The 16,478-nt window shown below is 65.0% G+C and carries 16 protein-coding genes; 3 read left to right on the forward strand and 13 right to left on the reverse strand.

Going from position 1 to position 16,478, the window contains the following annotated elements:
- Positions 1–22: 22 nt before the first annotated feature.
- Genes G3N61_RS18130 through G3N61_RS18140 form a run of 3 tightly spaced genes read right to left on the reverse strand, consistent with a single transcriptional unit; the run spans position 23 to position 3,781 of the window.
- Entirely contained in the window at positions 23–757 is a 735-nt protein-coding gene (locus G3N61_RS18130) for an ABC transporter ATP-binding protein (RefSeq protein ID WP_089450040.1), read from the reverse strand.
- A gap of 2 nt (positions 758–759) precedes the next feature.
- Positions 760–1,692: an ABC transporter permease gene (locus tag G3N61_RS18135; protein WP_143330969.1), complete on the reverse strand. Its 933-nt coding sequence runs from the start codon at positions 1,690–1,692 to the stop codon at positions 760–762.
- 34 nt (positions 1,693–1,726) lie between these two features.
- On the reverse strand, positions 1,727–3,781 hold the full coding sequence (locus G3N61_RS18140; protein ID WP_205823234.1) for a glycosyltransferase family 2 protein: 2,055 nt from the start codon (positions 3,779–3,781) through the stop codon (positions 1,727–1,729).
- A gap of 515 nt (positions 3,782–4,296) precedes the next feature.
- Here G3N61_RS18140 and G3N61_RS18145 point away from each other — a divergent pair.
- Positions 4,297–5,928 (forward strand): hypothetical protein, encoded by a 1,632-nt coding sequence (locus G3N61_RS18145; protein WP_205823235.1) that lies wholly within the window; start codon positions 4,297–4,299, stop codon positions 5,926–5,928.
- Positions 5,921–6,730, forward strand: coding sequence for a glycosyltransferase family 2 protein (locus tag G3N61_RS18150; RefSeq protein WP_346778578.1), 810 nt, complete (start codon positions 5,921–5,923; stop codon positions 6,728–6,730). The genes G3N61_RS18145 and G3N61_RS18150 overlap by 8 nt, the downstream gene beginning before the upstream one ends.
- A gap of 53 nt (positions 6,731–6,783) precedes the next feature.
- Here G3N61_RS18150 and rfbD read toward each other — a convergent pair whose 3' ends face one another.
- From rfbD to rfbB, 4 genes are read right to left on the reverse strand one after another with little or no spacing between them, the layout of a single operon-like run.
- Complete coding sequence (rfbD, locus tag G3N61_RS18155) at positions 6,784–7,683, reverse strand: dTDP-4-dehydrorhamnose reductase (protein WP_205823237.1); 900 nt, start codon at positions 7,681–7,683, stop codon at positions 6,784–6,786.
- Positions 7,676–8,227 carry a dTDP-4-dehydrorhamnose 3,5-epimerase gene (gene rfbC / locus G3N61_RS18160; protein WP_089450034.1) on the reverse strand — a complete coding sequence of 184 codons (552 nt, stop codon included), beginning with the start codon at positions 8,225–8,227 and terminating at the stop codon, positions 7,676–7,678. Before rfbC ends, rfbD begins: the two co-directional genes overlap by 8 nt.
- Positions 8,212–9,105 (reverse strand): glucose-1-phosphate thymidylyltransferase RfbA, encoded by an 894-nt coding sequence (gene rfbA, locus G3N61_RS18165; protein WP_089450033.1) that lies wholly within the window; start codon positions 9,103–9,105, stop codon positions 8,212–8,214. Before rfbA ends, rfbC begins: the two co-directional genes overlap by 16 nt.
- 11 nt (positions 9,106–9,116) lie before the next feature.
- On the reverse strand, positions 9,117–10,178 hold the full coding sequence (rfbB, locus tag G3N61_RS18170; RefSeq protein ID WP_043181595.1) for a dTDP-glucose 4,6-dehydratase: 1,062 nt from the start codon (positions 10,176–10,178) through the stop codon (positions 9,117–9,119).
- Between the two features lie 344 nt (positions 10,179–10,522).
- Between rfbB and G3N61_RS18175 the strand changes: the two genes are divergently transcribed.
- Positions 10,523–11,362: a symmetrical bis(5'-nucleosyl)-tetraphosphatase gene (locus G3N61_RS18175; protein ID WP_205823238.1), complete on the forward strand. Its 840-nt coding sequence runs from the start codon at positions 10,523–10,525 to the stop codon at positions 11,360–11,362.
- Positions 11,363–11,394: 32 nt separating this feature from the next.
- On the opposite strand, the gene G3N61_RS18180 is transcribed toward G3N61_RS18175, so the two are convergent.
- The 6 genes from G3N61_RS18180 to G3N61_RS18205 all read right to left on the reverse strand — a co-directional run bounded on the left by G3N61_RS18180 (position 11,395) and on the right by G3N61_RS18205 (position 16,230).
- Positions 11,395–12,252 (reverse strand): lysophospholipid acyltransferase family protein, encoded by an 858-nt coding sequence (locus G3N61_RS18180; protein WP_205823239.1) that lies wholly within the window; start codon positions 12,250–12,252, stop codon positions 11,395–11,397.
- A 19-nt stretch (positions 12,253–12,271) separates the two neighbouring features.
- Entirely contained in the window at positions 12,272–13,549 is a 1,278-nt protein-coding gene (locus G3N61_RS18185) for a dihydroorotase (RefSeq protein WP_205823240.1), read from the reverse strand.
- A gap of 52 nt (positions 13,550–13,601) precedes the next feature.
- Positions 13,602–14,633, reverse strand: coding sequence for an aspartate carbamoyltransferase catalytic subunit (locus G3N61_RS18190; protein WP_006476735.1), 1,032 nt, complete (start codon positions 14,631–14,633; stop codon positions 13,602–13,604).
- Positions 14,634–14,706: 73 nt separating this feature from the next.
- Entirely contained in the window at positions 14,707–15,219 is a 513-nt protein-coding gene (pyrR, locus tag G3N61_RS18195) for a bifunctional pyr operon transcriptional regulator/uracil phosphoribosyltransferase PyrR (RefSeq protein ID WP_205823241.1), read from the reverse strand.
- Positions 15,206–15,655 (reverse strand): Holliday junction resolvase RuvX, encoded by a 450-nt coding sequence (gene ruvX, locus G3N61_RS18200; protein WP_027788201.1) that lies wholly within the window; start codon positions 15,653–15,655, stop codon positions 15,206–15,208. The genes pyrR and ruvX overlap by 14 nt, the downstream gene beginning before the upstream one ends.
- Positions 15,652–16,230, reverse strand: coding sequence for a YqgE/AlgH family protein (locus tag G3N61_RS18205; protein ID WP_011351143.1), 579 nt, complete (start codon positions 16,228–16,230; stop codon positions 15,652–15,654). Before G3N61_RS18205 ends, ruvX begins: the two co-directional genes overlap by 4 nt.
- Positions 16,231–16,478 lie beyond the last annotated feature (248 nt).

A 16,478-nucleotide genomic window follows, 5' to 3' on the forward strand; every position in this document is an offset into this window, starting at 1 on the left:
CAGGCTGACCGCTACGCGTGCGTCAACGCGCCGCCAGGTACTGCGTGATGATTTCATCGGGATTTCCGTCCGCCTTTACCTGCCCGTGATCGAGCCACACGACGCGATTGCACAGCGTCTTCAACAGGTCCATGTCGTGCGACACGCAGACCATGATGCTGGCCTTGTCGATGAACTCCGTCATCCGCTGCTTGGCCTTGGCGATGAAAGACGCGTCGCCGCCGGCAAACACTTCGTCGAGAATCAGGATTTCCGGATGAACGGCCGTCGCAATTGCAAACGCCAGCTTCATGTACATGCCGGTCGAATAGTATTTCACCGGCGTGTCGATGAACTCTTCCAGCTCCGTGAATTCAATGATTTCGCCTTCCAGGCGGCGCAACTCGTCTTTCGAATAGCCGAGAATGCTGCCGCTGAAATAAATATTGTCGCGACCACTGAATTCGGGATTGAAGCCGGCGCCGATCTCGATGAGCGGCGCGACGCGCCCGGTGATCTTGACGTCGCCGGACTGCGCGGAATAAATGCGGCAGATGGTCTTCAGCAGCGTACTTTTACCGGCGCCGTTATGTCCTACGATACCCACGCGATCGCCGCGCCGAATCGTCAGACTGACATTCTTCAACGCCCAGAAATCCGTGAATTTCGAATGGGATTTCGAGCGAAAAAACTGCGCAAGGTAGTCTTTCAGACTCGGCGTCTTGTCATGGTAAAGTCGAAATTTGAGCGACACATTTACCACTTCAATCGAAGACATAATCAAAGCCTAAAGATAAGTTTGTTCTCGTACGACCGAAACAGCTTGAGTCCGATCGAGAAGCTTGCGATCGCAGCGCCCAACGCGATGCCGATCACTGTCAACGACGGCAATTCCGAGCGATAAATCGGTGCGCGGAACAGATCCACGAAATAGAGCAGCGGATTGAAACGCAGGATGTTTTGCAGTCGCGGCGAAATGGCGCTCGGCTGGTACATGATCGGCGTCAGGAAGTACAACGCCTGCATCAGCACGCCGATCAGATGCTGCAGATCCCGGAAATACACCATCGCAACCGACAGCATCAGCGCGAGACCGAGCGCGAAGAAATACAGGATCGCGAAGGAAATCGGGAGAAAGAACAAGGCCGGACTGATGCGTGCGCCCACGACAAACGCGATGACGAACAACGCAACCAGGCCGAACAGCGAATCCAGCAGGCACCCGATCGCGGTCGAGATCGGGAAGATCAGCTTCGGGACATAGACTTTCTTGATCAGCCCTTCGTTCGACACGATCGAGCTGCCCGCCTGCACCACGCATCCGCTGAAGAAGTTCCACGGCACCGTGGCGGCGAACAGGAAAATGGCGTAGTCGCGCAGGCCAAGGCGGAAGATATGCGAGAAAACGACGGCGGACACCGTCATCATCATCAGCGGATTGAGAATCGTCCACAAATATCCGAAGATGGTCCGGCGGTAACGGGCCAGCAGTTGCTGCGTCACCAGTTGGTACAGCACGTGCCGATAGGCAAACAGCTCTTTGGTAAACATTATCGAGTTCAATTGAAACCGGCAATTTGGCAAAATCGGCATGCAAACCAGCCCCGGCGACCGCTCGGCGGCCGCGGACCCGATACGGCGAACGGCTTTCCACGTCTCGCACCACGCATCGGACTCCGGCCCGGATCGGAGGGGGCGCAAATTATAGCGCACCGGTCGCGCAGTCAGCGACCGATCCGGCGCAGGATTACCCTTGCCGCTTCGCCGACGACGCGAACTTCCGCTTGACCCGCCCCATTACGCCACGAGAAATCAGATAGAAGCGGCGCAATACCCAGATTCCGGGAATCCGCAGCGCGATCGCGCGAAGCCGGCTCCTCGACACCGCGATCGGGTACATGATCTTCGCCAGTTCCTCGGCGTACTTCATCACCTCGTTCGGCGTCATCTGCAGCACCATGCCGTCCCGGGCCTGCACCGCTTTCTGATAGTAGTCGTCCAGTTCCTGCTGACGGACCGATGCAACCGAGTCTTGAGCCGGCACCCGATACTCGGATGTCACCTTCTCGACGAGCTCGAAATCGTTGCGCTGGCAATAACGCACCCACAAGTCCCAGTCCTCGAGGCGATCCAGCTGCACGTTGAACCCGCCGTACTGCTCGAACAGCGAGCGCCGGAACAGAATCGCCTGAATCGGAATGAAGTTGTGATGCCAGATCGCCGCCCGCGAGAAACCCTCGCGGTACGCTACGTAGCGGCTGGCAACCCGGTAAACCCACGGATCATGGCTGACGATTTCCGTATCCACCTGGAACGCGAGCGCATACGCGCCGGCCAGATCCGGACGGCTGTCGAGCTTGCGCGCCAGCACTTCGACGTGGTCGGCAAACAGCAGGTCGTCGTCATCGAGGAAACACGCGTACTTGCCGGTCGACGCCTCGAGCCCGACGTTGCCGGCGACACAGCGCCCTGCTTTCGGAATCGGGTGGTACTGCACCCGCGCAAGCGCGCCCGATGCCCGAACGGCTTCGACGAACGACTGCGCGGTATCCGAGCCGTCCTCCACCACCACGAGTTCGACGTTCGGGTAAGTCTGATGCACGACCGACTGCACGGCCTCTTTCAGCTTGCCCAGACGCCCCGCACACGTACGCACCACGATGCTCACGAGCGGCGCGTCCGCCGGCACGTGCTCGAACGTTTGAAACGCCCCTTCGCGAGATTGCTCGTAGTCCCAACCGCGGAACGAGAACGTGATGTCCGACTGCTTGCGCGTGCGCAGGAAATAGAATCCGTCGCGCAGGATCGTCATCAGGTTCGCAAACAGGCCCTTGATGCGCCCCTGGATCGGCAGCGGGATCATGAACAACCCGAGATACATCGCAAGCCCGCCGACGATCTGGCGCAGCGTGCCGTACCGCATGCGCAACAGGACGTTCGCCCGCGTGCTGCCGAAAAACTGCACCGGCTTCAGCTCGTTCGCGGTTTCATACGTGTAGTGCCAGCACACGGCGTCGACGCAGTACTTGATGAGATGGCCTCGATCGCGAAGGCGATACGAAAGCTCGACGTCTTCGCCGTACATGAACAAGCGCGACTCGTAACCCCCGACCTGTTCCAGCGCGCTGCGCCGGAACAGCATGCACGCGCTTGACGCCCAGCTCACCTCGAGCGTGACGGGATCGTAGTACTTCGGATGCTCGTACGGCTTTTGCCTGAACTCCCAGCCCGCGACCCGCGCGTCGTCGGCGACGGCGCGGCGCACCGCGCGCTCGATGGCATCCGCCTCGTACGTCAGGTCGACGTTGGTGACCAGAAAGAAATCCGACTGGCCCGCCGCAAGGTTGGCGTTGTGCCCTGCGCCGAAGCCGACGTTTGCGCCCACGTCCAGCGACACCGACCGGAACCGCTCGCCGAATCGCGCGAACAGGTCGCGCAGCACCTCGACGGTGCGATCCTTCGAACCGTTGTCACGGATCAACACCGTGATCTTGTCGAGCGGATACTGCTGCGCGACGAGACTCTCCCAGAAACCTGCAAGCCAGCGCTCGGAATTGTATGTAACGATGGAAATATCGATACAAGGTAGGTCGGTTGTGCTCAGACTGGACATTGATTCCAAAGGGTGACCGGGGGGAAAGAGGGGTTCTGTCATGTCTGCTCGCCTGAACGAGGGACGGGATACAAAGCGGCGGCGTCCCGGGACAGCCGCTCGCGTTGCAGCTGCCTGGCCGGCGCTGGAGCCGGCACTGGAAACGACATGAGCAGCCCCCGGACGACAGGGTGCTCCCGCTCCCGCCACGGCTGCCTCTCATACACCACGAGACACCCGTGCGAATGGACGACTCTCGAGTCGAGGAGAGACGCAAACGCATTGCGATCAGGCCATTACCGCCGACACCCGGCCCGTTGAACCACTTGGACTATCTGAACCGGTTCGACCACCTGACGGTAGGCCCGACAAAGGCGGCATTGTCGCATGAATGACTCAGCGGATAATGTTAAAAGGTGTTTCACGGCCTGTCGAGTTGCGTCCTGGCGGCGTTCCCGCGACGTCCGTGCCTGCCGCGGCCCGCCCAGGCCAGCCGCCCCCCTGACCGCACGCACCGGACGGGGGCATTCGCGGAAAAGGCGCATCAGCGGTCATGTACAATCTCGGCCGTTGTCACTTGCCGCCTCTGCCGATCGAGGCCGACATTCCGTGTATCCGGTGTGTTAACGTGTTCTCGTTCGAGGCTGCGCATTCATCACATGAAACTGACGATTCAAGGTACTGCCCGCCTCTCCAAGCGTGTTCTGTCGCGGCTGCGACATCGCATGACGGCGGGCCGCGGGCCCGCCCGTAGCAACACGGCCGCCAGCCCCAACGGCACGGCTCCGTCGCAAGGCGACCACGAGCCGGGAAACGACGCACGATTTCGAGCGTTCGTCGAAGAAAAATTCGATCGCGACGCCTATCTGTTCAACAATCCGGACGTCAAGGCCGCCGGCGTCGACCCCGTCGAACACTGGCTGAAGTGGGGCATCGACGAAGGTCGCTCGATGGCACCGCGCACGGACGTCGTGATCGGCGACATGGATCATATCGAAGGCGCGTCGTGGCAGTACTTCCACTGGAAGGGGCGCCCCGTCGCGGTCCGGGTGCGTCGTCCCATCGGGCGCATCCTCGATCAGATCGCCGAACAGGCCGAATTCGATCTCGGGATCGTGGCGGCCGGCGCGAAAGCGATCGGCAATCTTCGCGAATTCGACGCAACCGACCTGCTGGCTCGCGACGGCGTTCACGTGTCGAGAATCTTCGAATCGCTGTCGGTGGTGCCGCGTACGGTCGTCGCGACGCCGTTCCTGTGTACCGGCGGTGCCGAAAAATACGTGGCCGACCTCGTGCAGACGCTCGGCGATTCGGTCGCCGAACCGATCCTCGTGGTGGTGACCGAGGCAAACGAAAAGGAATCCGCCGGCTGGGAAGCGCTGAACATCCTCGCGCCCCTCAAGCGGCACGAGGTGCTGTTCTGGCGTGACGCATGCGGCCCGGGCCACGCCAGTGCGACCGTATTCGCCCGTTTTCTCAACGCCCTTCGGCCCAATACGATCATCATCAACAACAGCCGGGTCGGTCTTGACGCGGTTGCCCAGTTCGGCCGCGGCCTGTCCCAGTACGCGAAGATCTTCTGCACGTTCTTCAGCCTCGGCGTCAACGGCATCGGTGCCCCTTACGGCGCACGCTTCCCGCGCCGTACGCTGTCCTATGCCGCGGCACTGACCGACAACGCACGCATGGCCGATACGCTCGAGCGCATGTGGGGCGGCATTCGCGGCCCCGGAGTCGTGGAGTTGCCGGCCAAGGCCATGCTGGTCGACGAGACGACATTCGCCGCGCGCCTGGCGCGCCGCGCGCCGCGCTGGGCCAACCCCGACCGGCATCGGCGCTGGCTGTGGGTTTCCCGCGTCGAACCGTTCAAGGGCACCGAGATCCTGGCCGCGCTCGCGCAACTGCGCCGCTCGGACGAATTCGACGTGTACGGCCCCGTTCACGGCAGCATTGCGCAACTGGGCCTCTCCGCGCCGAACATTCATCACAAGGGCGTGCTCGAAAACGTGCCGGCCGCGGACTTCGTCGACTACGACGGCTTCATCTTCACCAGCCTGTTCGAAGGCATGCCCAACATCGTGCTGGAAATGAGCCAGCATGCGCTGCCGATGATCCTGGCGGACGTCGGCGGGCTGCGCGGTACGTTCGACGACTCGGCCGTCAAGTTCGTCGGCCACCAGCACCACGCCGTCGAAACGGCCGCCGCATTCAGCACGGCGATGGACGCGGTGTGCGGATCGACCGGCGCGGAAGTCGAACGCATGATCGGTGCCGCGTACCAGCAGGTGGTCGCCCGCCACTCCCCTGCCGCCTACTCGCAGAACGTCAAGACCATCTTCGGACTAGAAAGTGACTGACATTTCCGTCTTCATCGTTTTCCACAAAGAGGCGGCATTTGCGATTCCGGCTCTGGCGAGCATGCATCGACTGGTGAGCGTCGCGCGCGAATCGGGCTTGCGTATCGAAGCACGAGCGTTGCTCGACAACCCCGACCCGCAGACGCTCGACATCGTGAAACAGCGCGGCGCGTGGCTGGATGCACTCGACGTCGTCTCGTGCGGCGACCTGGGCCTGACGAGAAACAAAGGCGTCGAAGTGGCAAGCGGCGAATATCTCGCCTTTCTCGATGGCGACGACCTGTGGGGCAGCCAATGGCTGACGCGCGCATTTGCGTGCTCGCGCGACGAGCCGGCCGAAGCCCGCTCCATCTGGCACCCCGAAAGTCTGTTCTATTTCCACGAGAGCGATTACGACCGGCACTCGATGAACCATCTGCCGCACCCGTTGGCCCAATCGTTCCACTTCCGCCACCGGGCAAGCGACGAGGAAGGCTTCGATCGCAACTCGCTGTTCCTGAACAACGTCTGGTCAGCCAACATTTTCGCGCACCGCAGCATTTACCAGCGGTTCCCGTACAAGCCTGTCGTGAAGTCGATGGGGCTCGGGATCGAGGACTGGACCTGGAACATCGAAACGCTTTGGTCCGACGTCGCACACCGGATCGTGCCGGATACCGTCCACATCATCCGCGTGAAGGAAATGGGCTCCCTGGGACAGAGCAATGCGAGCGAAGGGCTGCTCCCGCACATGCCGGAGCAGATTTTCCCCATCGTCGGGAAGCACGAGGATCACCCTCTCCAGGCCGACGGCACGGCCTGACCGACCCGGAATGCCCGTGAGCGGACCGCGATGACGCGCGGTCCGGCAAGCGCTCAGTCCCGCCGGATTTCGGCGAGGCAAAGCGCCAGTGCATCGCGCCAGTCCGGTGCGGCAAGCCCGAACGTCCGCAAGAGCTTTTCGTTCGACAAGCGCGAGTTCGCCGGGCGCACGGCGGGTGTCGGATATTCCGACGACGGAATCGGCAGGACCAACGGACGCGCCTCAAGCGCGGCGAGCTCGACGATCGCGCTCGCAAAACCATGCCACGAGGTTTCGCCACCGGCCGTCAGATGATAGACGCCCGAACGGGACGCCCACCACGCGGGCGCATCGTCGGCGGCAAGCGCCTGCGCGACGACGTGCGCGGTCATCGTGGCGATCGTGTTCGCCCAGGTCGGCGCACCGATCTGATCGGCAACGATCTTCAACTCCCGGCGTTCCGCCGCGAGCCGCAGCATCGTCAGCAGGAAGTTGCGTCCACGCGCGCCATACACCCAGCTGGTACGAAATACGATCGCGGCCGCGCCGACGGCTTCGATCGCACGCTCGCCCGCGAGCTTCGAGCTTCCGTAGACATTCTGCGGCGCGGGCGTATCGGTCTCGACATACGGCGAGGCCTTCGCACCGTCGAACACATAGTCGGTCGAGTAATGGATCAACGCAGCGCCCAGCGCCTTCGCCTCCTCGGCCAGCACGCCCGGCGCGGTCGCGTTGATACGCATTGCCGCGTCCTCGTCACGCTCTGCCTGGTCGACCGCCGTGTAGGCCGCGGGATTGACGATCAGCGTGGGCCGCACGTCGCGCACCACCGCCCGAATCCGGTCCGGATCGGCCAGGTCGAGTGCGGCACGGTCTACCGCGACGACACGGCCGAGCCCCTGCAGCGAACGGGCGAGCGCGAACCCGACCTGCCCGCCCACCCCCGTCACGAGAATCCGCCGTGCGTCACTCATACACGTCGGCCTCCGCGAGCGGCTTGCCGGCGGCGTCCTTCGCCGCAAGCACCGGTTCGCCATCGAGCTGCCAGTCGATACCCAGCGCGGGATCGTTCCACAGCAGGCTGCGCTCGTGTTCGGGATACCAGTAGTCGGTCGTCTTGTACAGGAACTGCGCGGAGTCGGACAACACCACGAAGCCGTGCGCAAAGCCGGGCGGCACCCACAGCTGCCGATGATTGGCTTCCGACAGCAGTACGCCGACCCACTTGCCGAAATTCGGCGAGCTGCGCCGGATATCGACCGCGATGTCGAGCACTTCGCCCTCCACGACCCGTACGAGCTTCCCTTGCGCATGCTGGATCTGATAATGCAGCCCGCGCAGAACACCCTTCGCCGATCGCGAATGATTGTCCTGCACGAACGTCACGTCCGGCGCGACCTGTTCGGCAAACTCGCGCGCATTGAAGCTCTCGTAAAAGAACCCGCGCGCATCGCCGAACACCTTCGGCTCGATGATCTTGATTTCCGGCAATGCCGTTTCGGTTACTTGGATGGCCATGCCAATTGGTCGTCGAGAATGTGTTGCAGGTATTTACCGTAAGCGTTCTTCGCCAGCGGTCGTGCCAGCGCCAGCACTTGTTCCGCGTCGATCCAGCGCATCCGATAGGCGATTTCCTCAGGGCATGCCACGACCAGCCCTTGCCGCTTTTGCAGCGTCGCGATGAAGGTCGCCGCCTCGATCAGCGAATCGTGCGTGCCCGTATCGAGCCACGCGTAGCCGCGCCCCATGATCTCGACGTCGAGCTCACCGGCCGCCAGATAACGCGAGTTGACGTCCGTGATCTCGAGTTCGCCGCGCGCCGACGGCTTGATGTCGGCGGCAATATCGCACACCTGCCGGTCGTAGAAATAGAGCCCCGTCACCGCGTAGCTCGAGCGCGGCACGGCCGGCTTCTCTTCGATCGATACCGCCCGGAACGCGCGGTCGAATTCGACCACGCCGTAGCGCTCGGGATCCTGCACGTGATAGGCAAACACGGTCGCGCCGGCCTCCTTCGTGCTGGCCCGCTCGAGCTGCTTCGCGAGGTCGTGCCCGTAGAAGATGTTGTCGCCGAGAATCAGCGCGGACGGATCGTTGCCGACGAAGTCCCTGCCGATGATGAACGCCTGGGCAAGCCCGTCGGGCGACGGCTGCACCGCATACTGGATGTTCATCCCCCACTGGCTGCCGTCGCCGAGCATCGCCTCGAAGCGCGGGGTGTCCTGCGGCGTCGAGATGATCAGCACGTCGCGAATGCCCGCGATCATCAGCGTCGACAGCGGGTAGTAAATCATCGGCTTGTCGTACACCGGCAGCAATTGCTTCGATACGACGTGCGTAATCGGATACAGCCGCGTGCCCGAGCCGCCGGCGAGAATAATGCCCTTACGTGCCATCGATCAGACCCTCACGTGCGTTGCGCGTAATTGGTTTCGACCCACTTGCGGTAATCGCCGGACGCGACCTCGTCCACCCACGCCTGGTTGTCGAGATACCAGCGGACGGTCTTCGCGAGCCCCGTCTCGAACGTCTCGGCGGGCGTCCAGCCGAGTTCGCGCTCTAGCTTGCGCGCGTCGATCGCATAGCGGCGGTCGTGGCCCGGACGGTCCTTCACATAGGTGATCTGGTCGCGGTACGAACCCGCTGCCTTCGGCCGCGCGGCGTCGAGCAGGTCGCACAGCGTGTGCACGACGTCGAGGTTCTTCTTCTCGTTCCAGCCGCCGATGTTGTACGTCTCGCCCGGCACGCCGCGCGCGAGCACTTCGCGGATCGCGCTGCAGTGGTCGCCGACGTACAGCCAGTCGCGCACGTTCTGGCCATCGCCGTAGACCGGCAACGGCTTGCCCGCGAGCGCGTTCGCGATCATCAGCGGGATCAGCTTCTCCGGGAACTGGTACGGGCCGTAGTTGTTCGAGCAGTTCGTCGTGAGCGTCGGCAGGCCGTACGTGTGGTGGTACGCACGCACGAGGTGGTCGGAGCCCGCCTTCGTCGCCGAATAGGGGCTGTTCGGCGCGTAAGGCGTCGTTTCCGAGAACTGCGGATCGGTCGCGGACAGCGACCCGAACACCTCGTCGGTCGACACGTGCAGGAAGCGGAACGCCGCCTTGTCGGTATCGTCCAGGCCGTTCCAGTGCATGCGTGCCGCTTCGAGCAGCGTGAACGTGCCGACGACGTTGGTCTGCACGAAATCGGCCGGCCCGTGGATCGAGCGGTCGACGTGGCTTTCGGCGGCAAAGTGGATCACGGCACGCGGCTTGTGCTCGGCAAACAGCGCATCGAGTGCCGCGCGATCGCAGATGTCGACACGGGCAAACACATGATCCGGATTCTCGTTCAGCGGGGCCAGCGTACGCAGGTTACCCGCATAGGTCAGCTTGTCGACATTGAGCACGGCCTCGCCAGAAGCTGCCATCCAGTCGAGTACGAAATTGGCACCGATAAAACCCGCGCCGCCGGTAACCAGGATCATGAAACGTCCTCTAGTAATAATCATGTGCGGCGCGCCTGACAGGCGCACTTCGCACTTCTTGTCATGTCACAGTGGCCAAGTCTCGGCCGATCAGGCCCGGCATTTTAACCGGTCGCCATGACCGGCCAAGTCACGAGATGTTAATTTCGGAGCGAAAATGCCAATTATAGGAATCCAGCCGGCGCCAACTCCATGCCGCTAACAACTTGATACAGCGCCCCGGCCCTTTGCGCCACAAGAATCCTGTGCCACGCAAACGGCCCGATGCGGAACGTCCGTTGCGCCGCACGCGTATTTGAATGATGCTTTCTCAGCTCACCCAGACTCGTCACGATCCGACCCTCATGCTTTCACCCCCCATCGCCATCGGCGACATCCAGGGCTGCCATTCGGCTTTCCAGTCTTTGCTCGACAAGCTTGCAGCCCCCGCCGACACGCCGCTGTGGATCGCCGGCGACGTCGTCAACCGCGGCCCGGACTCCCTCGCCTCGCTGCGAGCACTCGTCGACCTTGGCCCGCGCGCGACCGTCGTGCTCGGCAATCACGATCTCCATCTGCTTGCGGTCTCCGCCGGCCTGCGCACCGAACGCCCGGGCGACACCATCGGCGAGATTCTCGACGCGCCCGACGCCGACGCGCTGCTCGACTGGGTCCGCCACCGCCCGTTCGTGCATGCGGAGCACGGGATGCTGCTCGTGCATGCGGGCATGCTGCCGCAGTGGGATGCCACGCTCGTGCTGGAACTCGCCGACGAACTCCAGCGCGCGTTGCGCGCGCCCGACTGGCGCGACACGCTGCAGAAGCTGTACGGCAATGAGCCGTATCAATGGAGCCCGGATCTGAAGAAACGCGACCGGATGCGCGTCGCGTTCAACGCATTCACGCGCCTGCGCTTCTGCACCCCCGACGGTACGATGGAATTCAAGGCGAACGGCGGCCCCGACAACGCACCGCCCGGCTACCTGCCGTGGTTCGACGTACCGGGACGCCGCACGGAGAACGTGACGGTCGTGTTCGGGCACTGGGCCGCGCTCGGCCTGATGCTGCGCGACAACGTCGTCGCGCTCGATTCGGGGTGCGTGTGGGGTAACCAGCTGTCGGCCGTGCGGCTGACGGCCGATCCGGCGCAGCGCACGGTCACGCAGGTGCAGTGCGACGCGTGCCGCGCGCCGGGCGGAGAGTGATTACCGGCTGATTCGCGGGGCCGGGAGGCGCGTCAACCTTCGCGCCCCGGCACGGGTGCGTCGGCCGCCTCGTCGGCTGCCGCGCCGGCGCCGATCTCGGTCGCCGGATACGCATGCCTGGCCAGTTCCGCGAGCGACTCGGCCGTCGGCTTGCCGACATTCGCCTGCAGCGTCGCGAGCGCGGCCGCGATCGCGTCGCGTGCCGCCGCGGACGTCGCCCGCCGGTCGCCACCCGGCGCGATCGGATCGCACACGTACAGGTGCACGACGAGCGGGCCGCCGCGCAACACCATGTCGAGCGACTTGCCGAGCGCCAGCTCGCCCGTGTAGGCCGGCGCGACCGACTGCCGCCGCTGCGCATCCTCGTACATCAGGCAAATCGGCTGCACCGCGCAGCCGGCCGATACCGCGGACTGGAACAGGTTCGCATGGAACGGCAGCAGTTCCTGCCCGTCGGTCGTCGTCCCTTCCGGAAACACGCACATCAGCCCGCCGTTGCGCAGGCGCTCGGCCATCTCGTGCATGACCCGCATCGCCTCGGTGCGCTTCTCGCGCTGCAGGAACACGGTGTCGAGCTTCTCGGCGAGCCAGCCGACGACCGGCCACTGCCGCACCTCGGCCTTCGACACGAACGGCGTCGGCCGCCACGCGTTGACCGCGTAGATATCGAGCCACGACACGTGATTGCCGACCACGAGCGCGCTCGCGTCGAGCCGCGCGCTGTCGTTGTGCACGACGAGTCGCATCCCGCAGATCCGCAGCATCTTGAGCGTCCAGCGGCGCGTCATCTCGGCGCGCCGCGCGGGCGTGACATGCGAAAAACGCAGCGCGACGATCGCCATGCCGCGCAACAGGTGAAAAACGAGACGCAGCTTGCGAAGGGCAATCATGGCGAAGGTCCGGCGTGGTTCAGGGGCGCTCGAACGCGATCTGCCCGGCGACGAGCGTCGTGCGCACGCAGGCGGGCAGTTCGTAGCCGAGGAACGGCGAGTTGTGGCCCTGGCTCTTCAGCGCACGCGGCTCGACACGCCAGTGCGCGCGCGGGTCGAACACGCACAGGTCGGCCGCACTGCCTTCGGCCAGGCGGCCGGCCGGCAGCTGCAGCACGTCGGCCGGTGCGGACGTGATGCGGCGCAGCGCCTGCGCGAGCGGCGTGCGCGTCTCGTCCGCCCACTTCAGCGTCAGCGACAGCAGCAGTTCGAGCCCCGTCGCGCCCGGCGTCGCTTCGCCGAACGGCAGCAGCTTTTCGTCGTCGTCGACCGGCGTGTGGTCGGAGCAGATCGCGTCGATCGTGCCGTCGGCGAGCGCCACGCGAATCGCTTCGCGATCGCGCTCGCTGCGCAGCGGCGGATCGAGCCGGAACTGCGAATCGAAGTAGCCGATGTCGACGTCGATCAGGTGCAAGTGATTCACGCCGACGTCGCAGGTCACGGGCAGCCCCTCGGCCTTCGCCTCGCGCACGAGCGCGAGGCCCGCCGCCGACGACAGCCGCGCAAGGTGCACGCGTGCGCCCGTCACGCGCATCAGTTCGAAGATCGTGTGCAGCGCGATCGTCTCGGCCGCGACCGGCACGCCGGACAGCCCGAGCCGCGACGCCAGCGCGCCGCTGGCAGCGACGCCGCCGCGGCCGATGAAGGCGTCTTGCGGGCGCAGCCACGTGGTGTAGCCGTAGGTGCTCGCGTATTGCAGCGCACGCAGCAGCACCTGCGTGTCGCGCACCGGCACGTTGGCATGCGTGAAGCCGACGCAGCCGGACTCGGTCAGCGCGACCATCTCGGTGATCACTTCACCCTTGAGGCCGACCGTCAGCGCGCCGAGCGGATGCACGTTCGCCTGGTGCAGGTTGCGCGCGCGAAACTTGAGCATCTCGACGAGGCCCGGCTCGTCGAGCACGGGGTCGGTATCCGGCGGGCACACGAGGGTCGTGACGCCACCCGCGACGGCCGCGGCCATCTCGGACGCGAGCGTCGCCTTGTGCTCGTAGCCGGGCTCGCGCAGCCGCGCGCACAGGTCGACGAGGCCGGGCGCGACGATCAGGCCCGACGCGTCGATCGTCCTGTCTGCGTTGAAACCGGCCGGCGCCGTGCCGAGCGCGGCGATGTTGCCGCCTGCGACGAATACGTCGGCCTGTTGCTCGGTACCGGCGACCGGGTCGATCAGCGTGCCGCCTTTGATATGAATCTTCATGCGCTGTCTGTGAATGCGTTGATTGCGTGAATAGGGATGCGCGAAAGCGGGCTCAGTCGCTGTTGCCGGCGACGATGCCCATCACCGCCATCCGCACGGCGATGCCGAACGTGACCTGGTTGAGGATCACCGACTGCGGGCCGTCGGCGACCTGCGAATCGATCTCGACGCCGCGGTTCATCGGGCCCGGGTGCATCACGATCGCGTCGGGCGCGGCGAGCGCGAGGCGCTCGGGCGTCAGGCCCCAGGTCTTGAAGTATTCCTGCGCGGACGGCAGCAGCGCGCCGCTCATCCGCTCGTTCTGCAGGCGCAGCATGATGATCACGTCGACGCCCTTCAGCCCTTCGTCGAGGTTGTGGAACACTTTCACGCCCATCTGCTCGAGACCGCCCGGCAGCAGCGTGCGCGGGCCGATCGCGCGCACTTCCGGCACGCCGAGCGTGGTGAGCGCATGGATGTCGGAGCGCGCGACGCGCGAATGCAGGATGTCGCCGACGATCGCCACGCGCAGCTTCGTGAAGTCGCGCTTGTAGTGACGGATCGTGTACATGTCGAGCAGGCCCTGCGTCGGGTGCGCATGGCGGCCGTCGCCGGCGTTGATCACGTGCACGTGCGGCGCGCAGTGCTCGGCGATCAGGTACGGTGCGCCGCTCGACGCGTGACGCACGACGAACAGGTCGGCATGCATCGCCGACAGGTTGTTGATCGTGTCGAGCAGCGATTCGCCCTTGCTCGTCGACGACGCGTTGATGTTCAGGTTCAGCACGTCGGCCGACAGGCGCGTCGCGGCGATCTCGAAGGTCGTGCGCGTGCGCGTCGAGTTCTCGAAGAACAGGTTGAACACGGACTTGCCGCGCAGCAGCGGCACCTTCTTCACTTCACGGTCCGTCACGCTGACGAACTGCTCGGCCGTATCGAGGATGTGGTTGACGATCGAGCGCGGCAGGCCCTCGATCGACAGCAGGTGCTTCAGCTCGCCGTTTTTCGTGAGCTGCGGGTTGCCCTTCAGGAAGCCGTAGCGAAACCGGTCGGGGCTCGCGGCCGCAGCGGGATTGCCGGTGCGGCCAGTGGTGTCGGTGGTCATGGTGTGCGTGATTCCAACTATACAAACGGGCCGCGGTGCAAACCGGCGACCCGGGATACGGTTCGCGTGTCGTTCAGGCGCCGTACGCCTCGACGCGCAGCGTGAACTGCGCATCGTCGCGCGCGAGCACGAGCGTCGCATCGGCCGGCACGTCGAGCGCGCCGCCCGCGAAGCGTGCGGCGACCGGCAGTTCGCGGCCGCCGCGATCGGCGAGCACCGCGAGCTCGACCGCGGCAGGACGGCCGTAGTCGAACAGCTCGTTGAGTGCCGCGCGCACGGTGCGCCCGGTGTACAGCACGTCGTCGACGAGCACGATGCGCGCGCCGTCGACCTCGAACGGCAGCGACGTCGGGCTGGCCTGGCTGTGCAGCCCCTTCTTCGCGTAGTCGTCGCGGTGCAGCGCGACGTTCACGACGCCGAACGCCGGCGCGCCGAGATCGCGCGCGAGGCGCTCGGCAAGCCACGCGCCGCCGCTGTGAATGCCGGCGAGCCGCGGGCCGCCCGGTTCGGCGAAAGCCGTGCCGTACGCGGCGCGGATCTGGTCGAGCAGGACGCGGTAAAGCGCCTCGGCGTCAATGGTGCTCATGGTCGGACAATTGATCGAGATACTGTTGAAGGATGACGCGCGCGGCCTCGGCATCGAGCATCTCGGCCCGGGCGCGGCCGCGCACGTTGCGCTCGCGCAGCCCGGCCTCGGCCTCGACCGACGAATAGCGCTCGTCGACCCAGGTGACGGGCAGCCCGAAGCGGCCGTTCAGCTGGTTGCCGAAGCGCTTCGCCTGCTGCGTCATGTCGTGCGGCGTGCCGTCCGGATGCATCGGCAGGCCGACGACGAGCGCGTCCGGCCGCCATTCGGCCAGCAGGTCGCCGACCGCCTTGAAGCGGTGTTCGCGGTTCAGGTTCTGGATCACGACGAGCGCACGGGCCGAGCGCGTCAGCGCATTGCCGATCGCGACGCCGATACGCTTTTCGCCGTAGTCGAACGCGAGGAGCGTCGCATCGCGCGCACTCGCGCCACTCATGCGTGCCCTGCTTCGCCGGACAGCATCGACGAGCTGACGCCGAGCAGGCCGAGTGCGGCTTCGAAGCGCTCTTCGGCCGGCGTGTCGAACACGATGCGCGGATCGGCGGCCACGGTCAGCCAGCCGTTGCGGGAAATTTCTTCCTCGAGCTGCCCGGCCCCCCAGCCCGCATGGCCAAGCGTCAGCAGGAAGCGCTTCGGGCCGGTGCCCGTCGCGACCGCCTCGAGCACGTCCTTCGACGTGGTCATCTCCAGCCCGCCCTCGACGGACATCGACGAGTTGTAGCTCGCACCCTCCACCGGCTCGTGCAGCACGAAACCGCGCTCGGTCTGGACCGGGCCGCCGAAGTACACCGGGATGTGCAGCAGCGGCTCGATGTCGAGCTTCAGGTCGATGCGGTTGAACAACGATTCGAGGTCGATGTCGGTAGGACGATTGATGACGAGGCCGAGCGCACCGCGCTCGCTGTGATCGCAAAGATAGACCACCGTTCCCGAGAACGTCGGATCGGCCATGTTAGGCATGGCGATCAGGAACTGGTTGGTGAGATTGATGCGATCGGAAGGCTTTGACATGGTTTGAATTTTAGCAAAGACGCCGCGGCCTGACCGAGCCGCGATCAACAAGCAACGCCGCACCGCGCTGGCAACGGCGCGCACGGATCACACGGCACTCTAACACGCGCGCGGGCGCTGTCGGCAGCGTGTTGCGGGCCCGCGCGGCAAGGGCTGCCGGCGCGTGTTCGGCCCCTTGTTCGTCAGGCTCGGCCGAGCGCCGCGCCGAGCGCGCCGGACGCCGCGGTGGGATCCGGCGGCGCGACGCC

It is taken from the genome of Burkholderia sp. Ac-20349 (assembly GCF_017104865.1).
In the GTDB taxonomy this organism is placed as follows: domain Bacteria; phylum Pseudomonadota; class Gammaproteobacteria; order Burkholderiales; family Burkholderiaceae; genus Burkholderia; species Burkholderia aenigmatica.